General features: G+C 69.4%; 7 protein-coding genes. 6 read left to right on the top strand and 1 reads right to left on the bottom strand.

Going from position 1 to position 19,408, the window contains the following annotated elements:
- Positions 1 to 7: 7 nt before the first annotated feature.
- On the bottom strand, positions 8 to 457 hold the full coding sequence (locus OG804_RS11150; RefSeq protein WP_328396579.1) for an SRPBCC family protein: 450 nt from the start codon (positions 455 to 457) through the stop codon (positions 8 to 10).
- Between the two features lie 471 nt (positions 458 to 928).
- Between OG804_RS11150 and efeU the strand changes: the two genes are divergently transcribed.
- From efeU to OG804_RS11120, 6 genes are all read left to right on the top strand, one after another.
- Entirely contained in the window at positions 929 to 1,828 is a 900-nt protein-coding gene (efeU, locus tag OG804_RS11145) for an iron uptake transporter permease EfeU (protein ID WP_328396577.1), read from the top strand.
- A gap of 33 nt (positions 1,829 to 1,861) precedes the next feature.
- Positions 1,862 to 2,980: an iron uptake system protein EfeO gene (gene efeO / locus OG804_RS11140; protein ID WP_442941870.1), complete on the top strand. Its 1,119-nt coding sequence runs from the start codon at positions 1,862 to 1,864 to the stop codon at positions 2,978 to 2,980.
- A complete protein-coding gene (efeB, locus tag OG804_RS11135) occupies positions 2,964 to 4,244 on the top strand; it encodes an iron uptake transporter deferrochelatase/peroxidase subunit (RefSeq protein WP_328396573.1) in 1,281 nt (426 codons plus the stop codon). Before efeO ends, efeB begins: the two co-directional genes overlap by 17 nt.
- A 298-nt stretch (positions 4,245 to 4,542) precedes the next feature.
- A complete protein-coding gene (locus OG804_RS11130; RefSeq protein ID WP_328396571.1) occupies positions 4,543 to 4,893 on the top strand; it encodes a hypothetical protein in 351 nt (116 codons plus the stop codon).
- Between the two features lie 53 nt (positions 4,894 to 4,946).
- Positions 4,947 to 5,456, top strand: coding sequence for a YbaB/EbfC family nucleoid-associated protein (locus OG804_RS11125; protein WP_328396569.1), 510 nt, complete (start codon positions 4,947 to 4,949; stop codon positions 5,454 to 5,456).
- 27 nt (positions 5,457 to 5,483) lie between these two features.
- A complete protein-coding gene (locus OG804_RS11120) occupies positions 5,484 to 19,337 on the top strand; it encodes a helix-turn-helix domain-containing protein (protein WP_328396567.1) in 13,854 nt (4,617 codons plus the stop codon).
- The last annotated feature ends 71 nt before the right edge of the window (positions 19,338 to 19,408 follow it).

Genomic DNA, 19,408 nt, shown 5'->3' with positions numbered 1-19,408 from the left:
GCGTGCTTCACGGCTCCGCGCGGTCGAGCATCTCGCGTAACCGGGTGAGCGACGCCTTCCAACCGCGCTCCATGGCGTTGCGGGCCATCTTCTGGCGGCGGTTGTCGATATCGAACCCGGTCTGCGTCAGTAGGAGCCGGGTACCGCGACCCTGCGCGCTGACCGTCCAGTCGACCACCCACCGTGCGGGGTGCGTCGCGCGCAGGTCGACCCAGGTGAAGGTGATCTGCTCGGCCGGCCGCAGCGCCAGGACTTCGCAGGCGATCTCACCGCCCGGCCGGGTGGGTACCGCGAAAATGAAGTGCGTGCCGATCGCGGGAGCGAATCCGGTCGACCGCATCAGCCATTGTTCGAGCCGATCCGGGTCGGTCAGTGCCCGCCAGACGGCATTCGGGGGTTGTGGGAAGAAGCTGCCGATCTCGACCGCGGCGGGGTCGAGTTCCGCATCAGAGGTCACCGGTGCACCGCCTCGACGAATTCGACCATCCGACAAGCATTTCACGATGCGGCGCCGGTCGCCCGGGCTCGCGGCAACCCGGGCCGCCCCGATCGCGACTCGCCCGCGAAGCGAGCGAGCGGACCCCGATCGGCATCGATCGGCTCGAGTTCCCGCCGTGGGCCGAGGCGTTGCGCGGACCTCGCCGGGCGGGGCCGTCGAGAGGTCGGCAGGGAACCGGACCGAGGCGGTCGGGAGGTCGGCTCACGCGGCCGGCCGCACTTTCGATGTGTCCGGCCGGGTGGCGGCACAGCCGGGGAAAGCCTTCCTTTTGTCCGGTTTGCGCAGTAGTGGATTCGCAGGTCAGCGCGCTGACGGTGGCTTCGTGGTGGTTTCTCGGGTACGGGCTCCCGGTGTCGCCGCTCGTGTGTAAGACTGAGTTCGATTCACCAGATTTGGTAAGGCTTGGTTTAGTTAGTTGTGGGAGTGGATGTGGTCGAGCGTGCGTTCGCTTCCGACGCGCCATCGGTGGCGGCCCAGCTGTTCGGGAGCGGCCTGATCGGTGTCCGTGAGGGACTCGAAACCGGGATCGTGGTCATGATCCTGGTCGCTTTCCTGGTGAAGTCGCAGCGCCGCGAGTCGCTGAAGTGGGTGGCGGTGGGAGTCGGCGCCGCCGTCGCGATGGTCGTGGCGATCTTCGCCGGCATCCACTACGGCACCTCCACCGTGACCGGCGTGGCCGCGGAGTTGATCTCCGGGCTCGCGTCGCTGGCCGCTGTCGTGATCGTCACCTGGATGGTGCTGTGGATGCGTTCGGCGGCCCGGTCGATATCGGGGGAATTGCGGGCCGGGCTGTCGCGTGCGCTGAGCGTCGGACCGACCGCGGTGGTGACGCTGGCGTTCCTCGCGGTGGGGCGCGAAGGTGTCGAAACCGCGCTGTTGATGGTCGGTTACGCGGAGAACACGAGCGGCGGTCAATGGCCGTTGATCGGGTTGCTGGCGGGGATCGCGACCGCCGCGGTGGTGACGGTGGCGATGTATCGGGGCGCGGTTCGGATCGACTTCGCGACCTTTTTCACGTTCACCGGCGCACTGTTGATCATCGTGGCCGCGGGAATCCTCGCCTACGGTGTCCGCGCCCTGCAGACAGCGGACTGGTTGCCCGGGCTGTCGCGGCACGCGTTCGACATCTCGTCGTGGTTCTCGATGTCGAGCTGGTACGGCACCGTCGCGCAGGGCATCTTCAACTTCCGTGCGGACCCGACGATCCTGCAGGTCACCGCGTGGATCCTGTACGTGATCGTGGTTCTGGCGCTGTTCTTGCGACCGGCGCGGGCTACCGATCCGACCGGGGGGAATCCATCCTCGACATCTGCCGCGGCGTCGCCGTAGTGAGCGAAAGGTCCATTCTCCGTGCGTAATTCCATGATCTCGGTCGGCCTCGCGTTGACCCTGCCGGTGCTGCTGGCGTCGTGCACGAGTAAATCCGATTCGGCGGCGGGTGATATCGCGGTCACCGCCGACGATTCCTCGTGCGTGGTCGCTCGCGAGTCCGCCGAAACGGGGACGGTGACGTTCCGGATCGCGAACAACGGCAGCAAGGTCAGCGAGTTCTATGTCTACGGAACCGGGGACCGTGTCATCGGCGAGGTCGAGAACATCGGTCCCGGCCTGACCCGGCAGTTGATCGTCGCGGTGCCCGACCCGGGCACGTATCAGACGGCCTGTAAACCCGGCATGGTCGGCGACGGGATCCGCCACGATTTCACCGTGACCGGTCCCGCGCAGCAGCGCGACGAATCGGGGAAACTGGCCGAAGCGGCGGACGGCTACAAGCGTTACCTGGTCAGCCAGGTGACCGCGTTGCAGGAAACGGCGAAGACGTTCGTCGCGGCGATCGAGGCCGGTGATATCGCGTCCGCGAAGAAGCAGTACCCGCTGACCCGCACCTACTACGAACGTATCGAACCGGTCGCGGAGAGCTTCCCGAACGATCTGGATCCGCGGCTGGACCTGCGCGAAGCCGATCTGGCCGCGGGCGACGCATGGACGGGATTCCATCGGCTGGAGAAGGACCTGTGGGCGCGGGGGCCGCAGCCGGATACGAACCGGATCGCCGACCAGCTGCTCGCCGATATCGAGGAATTGGTGGCCGGGGTGAGCGCCGCGGACTATTCGATCGATCCGGTGCAGGTGGCCGGGGGTGCGCAGACACTGCTCGACGAGATCGCGCGCACCAAGATCACTGGAGAAGAGGACACCTTCTCCCATACCGATCTCTGGGATTTCCAGGCCAATGTCGACGGCTCCCAGGCGGCGATCGCGAGTCTGCGCCCCGTACTCGATGAGCGCAACGCCGACCTCGGCGCCCAGATCGACCGCCGTTTCGCCGAACTCGACAGCGAACTGGCGCAGTACCGCAACGGGGACGCGTACGTCGGCTACGAGACTGTCGGCGACGCGCAGCGCGGGGTGCTCTCGCGTCGCATCGACGCCCTGTCCGCGGTGGTGAGTCAGGTACAAGGCGTTGTCGCCGGATCGTGAATCACGCGCCCCACGCGGCCGCGGCGGCATCACCCGCCGCGGTTTGATCGGGTCGGCGGGAGTCGGTGTCGTCGCGGCCGGCGCCGGTATGGTGGCCGGCCGTGTCTCGGCTGCGGAACCGGCACCGCCGGACACCGTGCCGTTCCGCGGCGATCACCAGGCCGGAATCGTCACAGCCGCGCAGGATCGGCTGCACTTCGCGGTATTCGACGTGCACACCGATTCCCGCGCCGAACTGGTCGAGCTGCTGCAGACCTGGACGGGGATGGCCGAGCGGATGACCGAGGGCGGGGAGGCGTTCATCGACGGCGCGGTCGGCGCGGGATCCTACAACCCGCCGACCGATACCGGCGAAGCGCTCGACCTGTCCCCGGCGCGGTTGACATTGACGATCGGATTCGGACCGTCGCTGTTCGCCGACGCCCAGGGCCGCGACCGGTTCGGAATCGGCGCCCGCAGACCCGCCGCGCTGACCGATCTGCCGAGGTTCACCGGCGACGCCCTCGACCCCGGTCGCAGTGGTGGCGATATCGCTGTTCAGGCGTGCGCCGACGATCCGCAGGTAGCGGTCCACGCGATTCGGAATCTGGCCCGCGCGGGGTTCGGCACGGTGTCGGTGCGCTGGTCGCAGCTGGGTTTCGGGCGCACCTCCTCGACCACTACCGGTCAGGTGACCCCGCGCAACCTGCTCGGATTCAAGGACGGCACCCGCAATATCCGAGCCGAGGATCGCGAGGCCGTCGACAAGTTCGTCTGGGTCGATCGCGGCGACGATCAGGCGTGGATGTCGGGCGGCTCGTATCTGGTGGCACGTCGTATCCGGATGCTCATCGAACCCTGGGATCGCACCAGCCTGCGCGAGCAGGAGCGGGTGATCGGTCGCACGAAGGGCAGCGGCGCGCCCCTCGGCGGGCGCGACGAGTTCGACGAGCTGGATCTGCAGTCGTCGGGCCCGTCCGGTCCGCTGGTCGACACCGACGCCCATGTGCGGCTGGCCTCGGCCGAGGAACTCGGTGGTATCGAGATCCTGCGCCGCGGCTACAACTTCACCGACGGCTCGGACGGATTCGGCCACCTCGACGCCGGTTTGTTCTTCATCGCCTACTGTCGCAACCCGCTCACCCAGTTCGTACCCATGCAGAACAACCTGGCCCGCAACGACGCGCTCAACGAGTACATCCAACACGTCGGGTCGGCGGTTTTCGCGTGTCCCGGCGGGCTGGGATCTCAGGACTATTGGGGCTCGGCCCTGTTCGGCGGGTAGAGCTCGCGCCGCGGGTCGCCACAGTCGTGGTTGCCGGTGTGCGCGGCGACCGCCCACCACTTCAGCTCCGACAGTGACGAGTTCAGCGCAAGATCTTCCCACCGTTGGGCGCGCGCTGTGGCGAGCTCGTGGAAAAATCGCGTGGTACATCGAACTCGCCCGATGATGTTGTGGAAGAAAAAGATCCGGCCGAACCAGTGCACGGTCCGAGCAACGAAGAGCCCGCCGGGGCCGCGGGCGACCGGCGCTCCGAGCGGAATCGGCGTGATGGGATCGCGGGGAAAGTCGAGGTGACGCCATGGCGGAGGAACTGGATTTCCACGGCGACCAGGCGGCGCGTGTCGCGGACAAAGTGGACGAAATAGGGGACCGGATCAAGGCGGTGCTGTCGACGATGTCGGCAGCGGAGTCGTCCCTGTGGGGGTGCTGGGGCAGCGGCGACACCGGACACGGGTTCGCCCGGGGTGAGGACAACGATGGGTACATCCCGGGGTCGGAGAATATGCACACCGTTCTCGATTCCGCGTGTGGATTCCTCAGCGGTGAAGACGGATACGCCCCCGCGTTCAGAGCGGCCGCGAAGTCGCTGCGCGCGATGGAGGAACGCAACAGGGTCGCGCTCGAGCAGAGGGCCAAGGGCAGGAAGTGAACCCCGGGTCCGCCGGGCTCGGGGCCTGATCGCGCGGTACCAGGAGAGTTGACATGGCCGAGCCGGAGATATCGGTGGCACAGCTGTCGGATCTGTTCGAGTCCGTACAGGCCGGTATGAAGTCCATCGAGGACATGCAGCGCGAGTGGGCGTTGCTGACGGCGGCCGGGACGGCCGCGCGTGGGCTGGTCACCGTGTCGATCAACGCCGAGGGCGCCGTGATCGAGACCCGCTTCGCCGATGATATCGATGAACTGAGTTATTCCGAGATCGCTGAAGCCGTGACTGCCGCCGCCCGGGCCGCTATGACGGAAATGCGTCGGAAGACAGCGGAATTGATGGCACCGCTGCACGAGCACGACGCACGGATCGGGAGCCTTTCCGAACTCGCTCCCGGCGTTCCGGACATCGTCGACCTGATTCCCGCACCACCCCAGGTCTCGACTGCGCCGCCCGGTTCGCCGGAACGGCTGTCGAAAGAGGCCGACGCCGTGGAATTCTCCGATACCGAGCAGGTCGATCGCGATCCCCGGACGTCCAGGGTGACCGAATCGGGTTGGTGAAGTGCGCAATACGGCTCGGGGTGGGTAGTGGCGCATAATGTCGAGATTCCGGGGTGGTTGCGAGGGATAGCCGAAATACTGAACTTCGGCGTCGAATTCCCGGATGCGCGGGCCGGGGATATGGCCGCTCTCGCCCAGCAGGCCCTGACGCGCCCTGCCCAAGATTTGCGGTCGATCACTCCGTTCGTGCGGGAGTCCATGGGCGATATCCGGAATATCTATCAGGGCGAGGCGACCGACCCGCTGCTGAAGCAGCTGGGGAAATTGGCGACGGGGAAGTATTCGCTGGATGTCATCGCGGATGCGATGGAGGAGTTCGGGGGTGCGGTCGACCGGAGTGCGGACGGCATCACCAAGACCCAGTTGATGCTGCTGGGTTTCGCCGCCTACACGCTGTACGCCCTGTGGAAGGCGCGCGCGGTGTTGGCGATGACACCGTCGGGGATGCTCGCATTGCCGGCGGTCGAGGCGGGAATCGTGAGTGTGGGCAGAGAGGTGGTGGCCGTCACGGCCGCGCGGGGGGCGCAGCGGGTGGGTATGGAGATGGCCCTGGCGAAGACGGTCGCCGAAGTGTTTCCGCTGCTCACCAGGTTCGGGGCGCGGGTGCCGCTGGAGAAGGTGGTCGGCAATCAGCTGGTGCGCTCGGGCGTGAAAGCCGGTGTGACCGGGGCGGGGATAGATATGGCGGCGGGGGCGCTCGCGGGCGCGCAGTTCGATCCCGCCTCGGCGGCCGTGGCCGGGACATCGTGGGCGTTCGCGCCGCTGGCGAGTGGTCCCGCCGCCTACGCGATGTCGCGATTCCTATCGGGATGGGCGGCCGCGGAATTGACGAAGCGGTTGGTGACGGGGTCGGTGGCCGGTGCGGTGGGGATGGTGGGGATGTGGTCGGGGGGTGTGGTCGGCCAGGCCGGAGTGCAGCTGGCGCAGACGGGGAGCCTGGCCTGGAAGGCCGTGGACACCTCGTTCGATCCGCACTATTTGCTCGGGGCCGCGGGGCTCGGGATATTGGCGGCGGCTCGTTCGGGGCCGAGCCGGAATGTGGCGGAATCTTTTTCGGAGTCGGCGTCACCGGGCCGGAACTGGGGGGAGTTGACTGCGCAGTCACGGAGCGAGGGTCGCGCTCTGGTCCGCGAATTGGTGAAACACACGCACCCGGACAGGTTTCCCGAGGGCCCCGCGCGAGCGACGGCGAGCGGATTCCACCAACGGGTGACCGAGATGCAGAATTCGGCGAATTCGAACGGTCGCAATAATCACTACCACGAGGGTCACGTCGCCGAACTGAAAAAGATTCGGCACGAGTGGAATGCGTACCGGGAACAGCAGGGGGGACGGACCGGACCGGACGGCACCGGCGCGTATACGCAGTCCGGCGGCAAGACCGTCGGCGACGGTGTGAGCGCGCGGGCTGGTGCGGCCGAAGCCGGGAGTCCGCGGGCCGGGGCAGCCGACGGCGCCGGGAAAGCGCCCGCGGTGCGGGGTGCTTCGGCGAACGGGGCGGTGGCGCAGCCGGGCAACAACGCGGGCGGAATGCCACCGGCACGTCAGTCGTCCGCCGCGGCGCGCGGCGGCGAAGTGGTGGCGGGCATCCCACCCGGGCCCGCCGTACCAGGCGATTCGGGTCCCGCAGTACCGGCTTCGCCCGATTCGCCGTCCGCCGCGGATCAGCTGCTCGCACAGGCGGAGCAGTGGAAAGACGGTGTGCGCCGCGGTGTGGAAGCGGGGGTGCCCGCGGGAGAAGATCCCGCGCCGACGGCGTTGGACTCCACGAAGGTGGACATACCGGGGACATTCGAGGGGTGGGCAGAGAGTGCGGGAGGCGGCCCGCGATGGCTGGGTGAGCGTGCGGTGGTGGTGTATTTCCCGGAGGTCGGTCCGGGCGGATTCGAATCGGGGATCGCTCCGCGTGAATCGGGGATGGTGTTCGGATTCACCTCGCTGAGTCAGGCGCTGGCCACTGGTGCGGAGCACGTGACTGTGGTGAAAACACTCGGCGGGGGGTTCGTACAGGAGCTGGCGGCGGGGGACGGGGAGGTGGTGATCTATCTGGGCGGGGTCCGGGACAACTTCGTGATGGGTCGCCACGATGTGGTGCGCGGGTCGGGGGAACCGGAGACCGTGTTCGTGGAGAATCCGGGATTCGATCCAGAACGGACCGCGCCCGCGGCCCCGGAAACAACGGTGCCGCCGGAGCCACCGGCGGAGGGCGCGCCTGCCGCCGAACCGGCACCGGCGCCGGAACCGCCGGCGCCGGTGTCGCCGGAGAAGGCGGCCCGAGACGAAGCGGCTGTCGGCGGCGCAGACCCGGTTTCGCCGGACAATGCTGGGGCGCCCGGTCTGCCGGGCCAGGTGGTCCCGAGTAGTAACCCGGGATCGCCACCCCCGGGCCGGCCGGCGGCGCGCGGTGCGGACACCGTTGCGCCGGTAATGATTTCGGAGCCCGACCCCCGAGAACCCACCGGCCTCTCGTCGCCGGGACCGGCCGCGCCGCTGGCGGTCGCGGACCAGTCCCCGGCTCGGGGCGGCGTTACGGGCGGCGAGCCCGCGGCCGACGGAGGCGCGGGCTACGCCGAACCGGCGGATTCACGCGGTTCCCGGGAGGCGCGGCGCGTCGCCAACCAGTGCGGGCGCCTGGTGTTGCAGTTGATGCCCTGGGTGGACGAGTCCTCGGTGCCCACAGCCGAAGAAATCGGCGCGGCGGGTGTGCTGGCGACTCGGGTGCTGGGGCTCGCCGGCGTCGCCCTGGACAAGGTGCGTCGGTTCGCGGTGGATGCGCAGGCGCCGCACCAGGGTGTGATGGATGCGGTGAACGCTCTGCTCGTGGACCAGTGGGAGGGTATGTCGGTCCTGGTGATCGAGGGGACGATCGACGACGACGGGCGCGGGACGGCCGAAATCGAGGGCCTGCGGGTTGCCGGTCATGTCCTGCGCTGGGTGCACCGGGACGGCGGCTGGCGGATCGAAGATCCGGGGAAGCAGGTGTCGGGCCCGTACCGGGAGACCGCACAGGCCTCGGAACTGCGCGGGATCTGGGCGGTAGCGCTCGATCGGGACGGGACGACGATCGAACTGCCGGATGGTATACCCGTGGAGCCCGGCGAACTCGATTTCACGGTCGGATTGTCCTTGGACTCGCCCGAGGATCAGGTGCACGCGCTGCTCGAGGTGGCCGGTCCCGAATGGGTGGCGCAGCTGGTGGGTTCGGTGCAGACCCGATTCGTGCCGAAGGTACGACCGGGGGACAGCGGTGGTTTCGACCCACAGCGGCTGTTGAGCGAGATCGCTACCGAACTGGTGGGCCTGATCAATCGCGCGTTGACCATGGTCCACGAGAACCAGCATGCCGCCGACTTCATCGGTGCTGTGCTGGCCGGGTCTAACGACGCCTTCCCGCTGCCCGATCCCGCAACCATGTCGCTCGATGAGTTCGTCGAGGCCAGCTTGTATTTCGAGGCGAGAGGGTTCGCCCGGGAATGCGTGCTGGCCGCGGCGCTGGAGGCGCGCGGGTACCCGATCCCGAGCACGGATCTGTTCACGACATTTCTCGATGCCTATGACGCCGGTCGCGATGAATCGCGGCGGACCGACCCGGACCTGGACGAATCGGCGGCGGGAGCCGCCGGGTTCGACGCTGCCGTAGCGGCACTGGTCGAGTTTCTGCGGGTAGACGAGGAAAGTGCCAATTGGCAGTACGTCCAGGACGCCGAACAGCTGTGGCGGCGGACGCACGCGGCGGGCGGCGAGCAGAACGTCCAGCCGCCGACCACGCCCGCGCAGGCGAGCGAGATCCGTCGCCGGGCGCTGGCCCGCACCGCGGCCGACCGGGATCTCGCCCTGTTGGATCGGGAATTGGGGCGAGAACTCCGCCGCCTGCGGCAGGCGCCGGCGCCGGTATCCGCGGCCGACCGCCGCCGTCGGGACCATGCCGCGCTGCTGCTCCGTGATCTGGTGGCGTGGCGCGCGGCCGCCGAACGCGAGGCCCTGGCACGGCGTGCCGACGCGGAAACGGTAGTGGCCCGCGATGTTCTGCGCGATATCTTGCGGCAGGAAACGGGCCGGATGCTGACCGATCATGTCGCGCTGATCGAGGGCGAACGGCCGGTGCTGTGTGTGGTGGCCGACCGGACCGGGCATCCCGAGTTCCGTGCCCAGGCGATCGCCGCGCACCCCGAATCGACCGAGTTGGCCGATCTGGACTGTGTGTATCTGTCGGCGTCGAGCGATTGGGACGGCACTGTCGAACTGGATCATGTGGCGCGGCCGGTGTCCAGGCCCGAATCGCGACCCATCGAACTCCAGTGGCTCGACCTCGCCGGACAGGCGTCCGATCGGCGCCTCCGCCGGGTGCGGCGGATGCTGGAGGCTACCGAGATCGGGCGGTGGGCGAATCGGATACTGCGCGACAACGGTGTGCACGTGCGACTGGAAGCGGATACCGACGATCGGTTCTACCCGATGCGGAAAGTCCTCGTGCTCGATATCGGCGCCGCCGATATGGAGTTGGGCGGCGCGCTGGTAGCCGGCGCCGTGCATCTGGACCAGGAATTGCGTCGCGGCAGCGGCACCGGGCTCGGCGAACTGATGGGATCGCGCCGTGCGGAGTATGTAGCGCTGCAGCTACAGCGCGAAGCGGACGCGCAGGCCGGGTTCGCGGAGGCGATGCGGCAGCTCCGGGAGTCGGGCTGTGACACCGAGCCTGCGGGACCGGCGGAACGCGCGTACACGGAGGCGTATCAGCGGGTTGCCGGGGCGGCCCAGCGGAGCGGTGCGACCTCGGTTTCCGGACTCGGCCGGCGCGCGGGCGTCACCGCGCTGCGTCGGCTGCTGGACCGGTCCGGGCCCCGGTCGGCGGGGAACACCTACGCCGATTTCTACGGCTGGGCCTGGGACGACGCGCACGGCCGGGAACGCGCCCCGACTACGTCGAGCGGCACACCGGGAGAAGGCCCGGGTGCCGGACCGCCGGTCGAGTTGGACCTACGCGAACGGCTGACCTCGCTGATCGAGGAACGTGCCGAAGCGCGTGCCCAGCGCCTGCGGGCGCGCCGGAAACTGGCGGCCTACGGCCCGCCGGATCTGGCGCGGCTGGGCCCGGCTGCTGCGGAACTGGAGGTGCTGCGGCGAGCCGGCGACGCGGCGACGCGCGCGCAGGCAGCGGACCTCGACGCCTACCACTGGTGGGATGCGCGAGTAGAACAGCTGACCGCCACGATCGAAGCCGGCGCACGTGATGCGCGGCAGCTCGGCCCTTTCGCGGAGGCGGGTGGCCACACCACGCAGCAGCTGCCGCCACGTCCTGTGCCGTCGCCCTCGGCGGGTGACGGCACGGCCCAGTGGGCGGGTATCGACGGGGCTACCGGCGCGGTGACGAATCCGGCGACCGCCGACGATCCGGCCGTCGCGCAGTCCGGCAGGGACGAGGTGGAGCCGGTCGAGGAATCGGAAGGCTGGGCCGAGAAGCCGATCGGTACGCCGGACGCCACCGTCGCGCCGAGGGAGCCGAGCCGGGACGGCGTTGCGGCACCGGGGTTGGTGGGCGCGTGTGCGACGTACTCGGTGTACCGGACGCGGCTGGAATTATGGATCGCCGGTGGTCGGGTGGGTGCTGCGCCGGTGCGGCCGCCGGCCGGGGATCCGCTGCGCGGAGACACCCTGGCCGCTGTCGTGACGACGCTGCGCGCCGATCTCCATCCGGAGAGTCTGGACTCGGTGCCGGCGCTGGTGGACCGGATCTCGGCGATCGACGGGCGCGTGGTCGTACACGCGGCGGTCCTGCACGCGGACGGTTCGACCGGTCACGCGTTCACGCTGGCCCGGACCGGTGGTGTGCTGGTGCTGCACGAGATGGTGGACGGTCGGGTGCGGGAGATCCGGGGTGAGCAGTCCGTACGCGAGTGGGCGCGCGAGCACTCGGATACCCGCCGGGTGCTCTGGTCGGAGTTCCGGGACGGTCGCGCGGTGCATCCGCTGGCGCCGGGGGAGGCGCCCCGCGATATCGGCGCCGACCTCATCGGGGTCCGCTTGTTCGGGAGTCCGCCGCCGGGCCCCGAGCCGGCCCCGAACCGAGGCGGATCGAGTGACCCGATTGCCACCGCGCGTCCGCCCGCCGATGCGACGGACCGGGGAACTGTCGAGACGAAAGACACGGCGGCAGAGATAGATCCGACGACGGATGCGCGGGCTGCTCCCCGAACGGCACGGCTCGTGCCCACCCCCAAGGATCTGAAAGGAGTCTTCGAGCATCGCGCGGGTCCGCTCCTGCCGGGTCCGGCCGGACAGCAGGTCACGCGCGTCGGCGCTACGCGACCGGAGACGGTGCCGCCGGACGACGGGGTCGCGCGGGAGCAGGCGCGGATATCGCGGAACACCCGATTCCGCCGGGCGCTGGTGCGCGCCGCGACCGGTCCCGAGCGGAAGGTGCTGGCGCGGGCGAACGAGGCGGACTTCCGCGCCGCGGCGGCCGATCTGCTCGGCGGGTTGCCCACCGTCCTGCTCCGCGCCACCGCGCAGGCGACGACGACGAATTCCCCCGGCGCGGCGCCCCTGGACGCAGTGTCCGCGCGGGAGATCGCGGTTCACACCGTGATACGGCGGATGGCGATCGTCCTCGGCGGTGTCGGCGCCGACCAGTTCGTCGAGGCAGCCCTCGTCCGGGATTATCCGGCGGTGGTGCGGCGCGTACCCCACGTGCTGTCGAATGCCGAACGAGTGCTGTTCGAGCAGCATTTCCTGCTGCAGTACACCGCCGCGGAGATCGCCGGCGAGACCGGTCTGAATCTCGCCGAGATCGACCGATCGCTGCGTTGGGTACATGGACGCCTGGCCCGGTCACTGGCGCCGGAACTCCGTACGGCATACCTGAACGCGGGAATCCTCGACCAGCCCGCGCGCCGCGCGCCCGCGCCGGAACCGGCGCCCGCCGCCCCCGCACCGCGGCGCGTCGCAGGCGGGCGCGGCATGAACTTCGACCTGATGATGCTCGAGGCCGTCCAGCGGCATGAACCGGCTCTCCTGGGAAACGTGTCCGCTGATCTCTCCGATTCCGAACGGAATCTGTTCGAGCAGTACATCGTCGCCGGAGCGAAACTGGAACAGATTGTCGGGGATGGCGTGAAGACCAACACGGTGCAGCAACGGCTGTACCGGCTGGCCGCCAGGGCAGTGCGGAAGTTGCCGCCGGATCTGATGGACCGCTACGCGGACGGCGGCGTGATGCGGCATGCCACGAGCCGGGACGTCGCCGCGGTCGCGGATGTGGATCTGCGGGTCGTCCGGAAAGTGAATCGCGGCGATCCCGGAGTGGATCCCGGTCAGCTGTTGCGCATCTCGGTGGCAATGGACCGCATCGGCTATCGGCCGGATCGTCCGGGGGTGGTCCTGGAGGTCGCCGCACCGTTGGCAGCTGCGTCGGGTTCGCCGCTCCCGGTGATCGTGGCCGCGGACGCCCGCGGCGATCGACGCGCCGGCACGGCTCTGCAGACGGTGCGCGGCGCTGATCGAACGCAACTGTCCCGCCACATCGGTCGACTGCCCGAGGCGGACCGGGAACTCGCGACACGGTTGTTCCTCTCCGACGCGGACCCGCAGCCGACCGAACCCGCGGGTCGGGCGGATCGGCCCGACGGAGCAGACGGGGGCGATGACCGGTATCGGCTGGCCAACTCGCTGGCCGCTGCGCTGGCCTGCGGCGCGGTGCTGACCGACGAACAGGTCGTCGCCACGGCGCGTGCCGCGTGGGTACGGCATCCCTCGGCGCTGCGGGGATCCCTGCCGGTGCTCACCCGAGCGCAGCGCCGTCGCTTCGTGGCGCTTGTCGTGCTGGGTCGTGACGTCGCCGAGGTGGCCGCGGAAGACGATACGGCGAAGTGGGTGGTCGAAACCGGGCTGCGCCGGCTTTCGCATCGAGTGGTCGCCGCGCTTCCGGCGGCTGTCGCACGCGACTGCGCGCGCCGGGTCCTCGAGGGCGAAATCGTCGACATCGGGGCCGGTCGGATCGAGAGTCTCCCCGTGACACCGGCCCCTTCCGGTGCCGACCGACCCGCCACGCCCTACCTGACCGATCTGATCACCGCCGCGATGTACTACCTGATCGATACCGCCGACCCCGCCTCGGGGCTCGAGCTTCTCGGCCGGGCCGCCGACATGTGTGCCGCGGCGTCCGCCCGCCGGCCCGCCCAGCGGGTACTGCGGGAAGCGGCTGCCGGCACGCACCGGTTGCGCGGTCGACTCACCGAAGCCCACGCCGGCCGCCCGCAGCCGGTGGACGATGTGATCGCGGCGCACGAGCTCGTCCTCGGCCGGCTCTCGGAAGGCCCGGACACCGGAACACTCGAGACACTGCCGGGACCCGATGAGCAGGCTGTGGCGGACGAGCGGTCATCTGCCGCGGATTTCGACGAGTTCCTGCTGGTGAAGGCGATGCTGGTCGGTGACCCGAAGCCACCGGAGGCCGCGGTCACCGACGGACGGGTGCCGGAGAACAGAAGTTCCGGTCACCGTGACGAATCCGCGCTGCTGCTGGTCGAGGCCGTGGCCGCGCGTGAACCTCAGCTGCTGGCCGCCTGCCGGGCATCGCTGGCCGAGAAAACCCCCCGGCTGCTCGACGTATTCGACCGATATTTCGGCGGCGATCCGAGCGTCGGCCAACTGGCCGCCGAGCTGGGACTGAGCCGGTCGACGGTCGACGAACGGCTGCGCCGGGTCGCCGCGAGCGTGGTCGCGTTGCTGCCCGCGGATCTTGCGGACCGATATTCCGGGGGTGGTGTGCTACGCCGGGCCACCCGTGACGACCTCGCTCGGGAATGCGGAGTAGCGCTGAGGACCGTCAAAAGGGTACTCGCCGAGGATCAGGAGGTAGCCGCCGAAACCCGAGACCGAGTGTGGGCCGCCGTGGAAAGGCTCGGCTACCGGCCCGCACGCTCCGGCGTCATCGTCGACCGGGAATCAGCGGCGGGGCCGAACCTGTCGCCGGTGCCGTCGGTGAACGAGCCGGCGGCCGGCGTTCCCTATCAGCTGCGCAGTGCCGAGCTGCGAATGGTGCTCGGAGCGTCGCAAACTCAGCTGCGGCGTTGTATTCCGCGCCTCCCCGAGAAGGACCGCGCCCTGGCCGGGATGCTGTTCTTGGAGCGGCGGACCATTCCGGAGCTGGCCGAATCCTCGCGCCGCCCCGTGGAATCCCTGACCGTGCAGCGGCATGAGATCGCGGGCTCGCTGGCAGCCCTGCTCCTGCGCGGAGTTCTGCTTCCTGGCGCCGCGGCGGCAGCGGTGATCCGGCAGATCCATCAGCACGCGCCCGACGCGCTGCGCCCCTATCGGTCGGAGATCTCCGAAACGATGCGGGATAGGTTCGAACGGTTCTTCATCGGGGGACAGTCCACGGCGGTCACGGCCGCGGCGGAGGGCGGCAGCCAGAACACGGTCGACAAATGGGTGCACACCCTGGCGAGGGAATGGGTGGCGAAGCTTCCGCGGGACCTGGTGCGGGACCCGGCGGGGGTCGGTGAGAAATGGCGTGAGATCCCGTGGGACCGGCTCCGCGCCGGAGCGTATCGGCACATCGCGGGCGAGGTGCGCTCGAAGCAATTGGCGCGGCAGCTGACCGATGAGGTGGTGCGGCGCGCGCAACGCGATGTCGTCGCCGCGGCGGCGAACTCCGATACCGAGCAGTGGATTTCGACGGCGGCGGCCGAGGTCTTGCGGGATCAGCGGCGGTACGAGGAACATGTGCGGTTCCGGGAGGCCTTGCCGCTCGCGGGGGGTGAGTGGGAACAACACGTACTGTCGCAATCGAGCGACCTGGAGTTCCGGCGGGTCTTCGCCACCCTGCCCGCCGATTGGCAGATCACGTTGGTCGCCGAGTTCGGTGACGAAGCGATATCGCGGCAGGACCCCGGATCCCCGTGCGGCACCGCGGCCGGCGATGTGGCGCGTAAGGCCGTACGCCGCATGGCGGTGACACTCGCCCCCCGTGGGTTGCGTCTGCAATACCAGCGGCAGGTCGCCGAATGGGTGACCGCGACGGGGTATCGGAAGGTCGCCGGGGAACTGGTGGCCGAAGTCTTCCGTCGTGCGGAGAGACACATCGATGAGCTGTACGAGCACGCGGACGCAGAACGATGGCTGAGGTCGGTGACCGACGGCGTGCTGTCGGATCAGGCCGCGTTCGTGCGGCAGGTCCGGTTCCGCCGGGCGGTGCAGGACGCGGCCGGGGGCGAGGTGCGGGAGGTCCTGATCGCGGCCGGCGACCAGGATTTCCGGAACGCGGTGGACGCGCTGCCCGATGGTCAGCGGCGGCTGTTGCATCGGCTGTATCTGGGGAAGGGTCAGCCGGTCGAGGCCGTCGCCCGGACGACGGGTCTCCCCGCACCGTTGGTCGCGGAGAAGGTGTCGGACGTCTTGCGTGCGCTGGCCGTGGAACTGGGTGCGGAATTCCGGCCGGACGACGATCCGGACGACGATGCGGAGGCCTTGCCGGCAGCCGGCGCGGCGCTGGCGGAGTTGCTCGGCGGCGGTGGTGTGGATCTCGCCGCCGCGGACGGTCCGCTCGCACCGGCGGTCGCGGTGCTGCGAACCGCCCGCGTCGAACGCCTCGACGAATTGCGCGTTCTCGTCGAACAGTTGTTTCCCTTGAACCGGGAGATCTTCATCCGGTGGTTCATCGGTTATACGGTGCGCGAGATCGCCGATCTACACCATCTGGACTACGCGCAGACGGTCAGTCGCATGCAGCGGTCCGTTGGCCGCCTGGCTGAGGAGCTGTCCGGTATTCACCGGCGTCGGCAACGGACCCCCACGACGGCCGCGAGCCGTCCGCGGCCGGGACCGCCGGACGGTACCTCACCTCATCCGGCGTCGGCACCGGCCGGTCCCGCCTCGGCGCCGGGGCCGGATGTCGTGGCCGAGCCGGTGCCGGAGCGGGAGCCGGGGTCGGTGCCGGAGCGGAAGTCGGCGCCGGGGCCGGTGGGTGCGTGTGCGTCGTATTCGGCGTACCGGACGCGGCTGGAGTTGTGGATCGTCAACGGCCAGGTGGGTGATCCGCCGACGCGTCCTACGGTGACCGACCCGATACGGGGTGACACCCTGGCCGCGCTGGTGACAGAGGTGGGAGCCGATCTCGAGCCGGAGGGTCTCGGGTCGGTGCCGGAGCTGGTGGATCGGCTGTCCGCGACCCTGGGGCATGTGGTCGCGCAGGCGGTGGTTCTGCACGGGGACGGCGCGACCGGTCATGCGTTCACACTGATCCGGGCGGGTGGGGTCCTGGTGGTGCACGAGCTGGTGGACGGTGCCACGCGGGAGATCCGGGGTGCGCGGGCCGTGTGGGAATGGGCGCGGCAGCATCCGCAATCCTGTCGGGTCGTGTGGTCGGAGTTCCGGGACGGGCGGGCCGTGCGGGCGCTGGCGCCCAGTGAAGCTCCCCGCAATATCGCCGTCGAACTCACCCGAGTCCGGCTGTTCGGGAGCCCACCGCCACGCTCCGGGCCGGATGGGAACTCGAATCCAGGGGGGACGCCGACCGTGGGACAGATCGTGACGGGCGACCCGTGGCGGGGTTTCGCCGACGTTCCCGGAGCCGGTGACGACGTCGCGGCGATCGGCGCCGGTCGGCGTGACGGCGCGGCTGCCGGAAGGCTGCCCGGCACAGCCCCGGAATCGTTCGGCGATCCGGACCCGGATGATCCCGAACTCCGGTCGATGGGTGCGTGGCTGGCCGCGGTCCGGACGCACCACGGCATGAACCAGAAAGAGCTCGCCGCGCGGATCGGCTGGGCCGCGTCGGTGATATCGACGGCGGAGAGCGACGTCCGCGTATCCGTCGACTATCTGCGGGCCTTCGCTGCGGCGCTGGGCGTATCTCGAACCGTGTTGTACGCGGCCGCGTCGCGTTTCGCGCCTCATCTCGCCGACTACTTCCGTGCCTCGCTTCCGGAACTCGACGACCCGCGGTATCAGTCGATGGGCGCGTGGCTGACCGTGCACCGAATGTATCGGGGCCTGAGTCAGCAAGCTCTGGCCACCCGCTTGAATCTGGGCACGACGGTGGTCTCGGTCACGGAGAACGGCATTCGGGCCGCCAGCCCGCGCTACCTGAAGAAGTTCGCCGCGGTACTGGGAATTTCCCGGGCCGAGATGCGTGCCGCGACACTACGTTTCGCGCCGGAACTGGCCGACCATTTCGGTGATTCGCCGCCACATCCGGATGAGCCCGGCCAGCGGTCGATGGGCGCCTGGCTGATCGCCGTCCGAGAACACCACGGACTGAGCCAGAAGGAATTGGCTGCCAGGACAGGCCGGGATCCGGGGACCGTGCGTGCCGCCGAGAAGGACCGTCACGTCACCGCCGATCACCTGGAGGCTGTCGGTGCGGCGCTGGATATCGGGGCGGATATGCTGCTGGCGGCGACATTACGCTTCGCGCCCGAACTCGCGGACCGATTCCGGACTGCGCCGCCGGATCCGGTCGACCCCGCCCTCACCTCGATCGCCGCGTGGGTCAGGGCCGTTCGGCAGACCCACCATCTGACCCAGCCGGAACTCGGCACACGCATGGGTCGCCAGGGTGCGACGGTGTCGAAGGTCGAGAACGGCGGCACCGTGACCGTCGATTTCCTGCGGCGATTGCGCGTTGCTCTGGATCTGTCCCCGAGTTCGGTCCGTTCGGCTGTCGAGCGGTTCCTCGTGCCGAAGTACGGCCGGGCGGAGGGGCCTGTCGACCCCGCGGAAACGGACGCCTTCTGGGCGTTGTTCGACACCGCGCCGGGGTCGGACGAAGAGCGGGTGATCCTGAATCGTATCTGGAACGACAACATCCGGATCGCGTCGATCGCCGCGTCGATGTGGCGCAACGTCTCCGGCGACGATGATCCGTTCGGACGTTTCGGCCTGGCGATCCGGGGCGCGATCCTCACCCATGTGCCGGGCGCGGTTCCCTTCGCGTCGCACGCGTGGGCCGCCGTGCGCGGAGCGCGGTTGCGCGAGTATTTCGAAGCCAGGTTCCCCGGTCTGGACAGTACGACACGGGCGCGGGTGATCATGGTCGACGCGTACCTGCGCGAGCGGGCCGGGGAGAACCGGCAAGCTCCGAGTGACGACGTGATCGCCGGAGCGCTCAATTTCGGACCGGCGCAGGTAGCGGAGGCGCGCGAGATCATCGCCAGGAGTATCCGGTTCGACGATGAGTTCGTCGGACACCGCGCCGCCTCATCGGATCCAGCGGACCCGGCGCCGCCGTTCGACGTGCGCACCGGCGAGCCCGCCTGGCCCTACCGGGAGATAGCCGTCCGGGCAGGGGTATCCCCGGAGGCCGTCGAGGCCGTGCGTCGCGGACAGTGGGTGGGACCGCGACAGCGGGCCGGGGTACTCGAGGCGATCGACGCCCTCGCCCCCGGACTCCGGTCCGATATCGATCTGGCCGCGCTGGTGCGCACCGTGCGGGAGCGGTTCCGGCGCGAGGCGGCGGATCGGGTCGAGAGGGTGGTGCGCAACCCGATGGTCGTCGACAACCTCGTCGGGGAGGTTTTCCGACGGGCCGACACCCGCGCCGGTGAGTTGCGCGAGGCGGTGGATATCGGCGATTGGGTCACTGCGCTGATCGACGGTGTGCTGGCGGACCACGCCGAGTTCGTCCGGCATATCCGGTTCCGGCGTGCGGTGGTGGCGGCGGCGCCGGGCCGGGTGCGTGACGTGCTGGTCGGGGCGAGTGACGCGGACTTCCGGGATGCGGTGCGCGGCCTCGCGGAGGACCGGCGTCGAATGCTGTTGCTGTTGTTCATGGGAGAGGGCAGGACCCCTGAGGAAGTGGCCGAGGTGATGGCGGTCGGCGCGGATGTGGTGACCGCGATGGTGCCGGACATCTTGCATCAGGTTGCCGCCGAACTCCGCTGACAGGCGGTGGACCGGCGATGCGTGTTGAGCCGGTAGGCGCCACCCGGACCGGCGTGGATATCGACGATCTC

Source organism: Nocardia sp. NBC_00416 (assembly GCF_036032445.1).
Taxonomy (GTDB): domain Bacteria; phylum Actinomycetota; class Actinomycetes; order Mycobacteriales; family Mycobacteriaceae; genus Nocardia.
Note: the sequence above shows the minus strand (reverse complement) of the source record. Positions and strands in the feature narration are given on the sequence as shown.

Bases quoted from the DNA above. Each gene is read 5' to 3' on its own strand.
- OG804_RS11125 (WP_328396569.1), top strand. From the start codon at position 4,947: ATGGCCGAGCCGGAGATATCGGTGGCACAGCTGTCGGATCTGTTCGAG.
- efeO (WP_442941870.1), top strand. From the start codon at position 1,862: ATGATCTCGGTCGGCCTCGCGTTGACCCTGCCGGTGCTGCTGGCGTCG.
- OG804_RS11130 (WP_328396571.1), top strand. From the start codon at position 4,543: ATGGCGGAGGAACTGGATTTCCACGGCGACCAGGCGGCGCGTGTCGCG.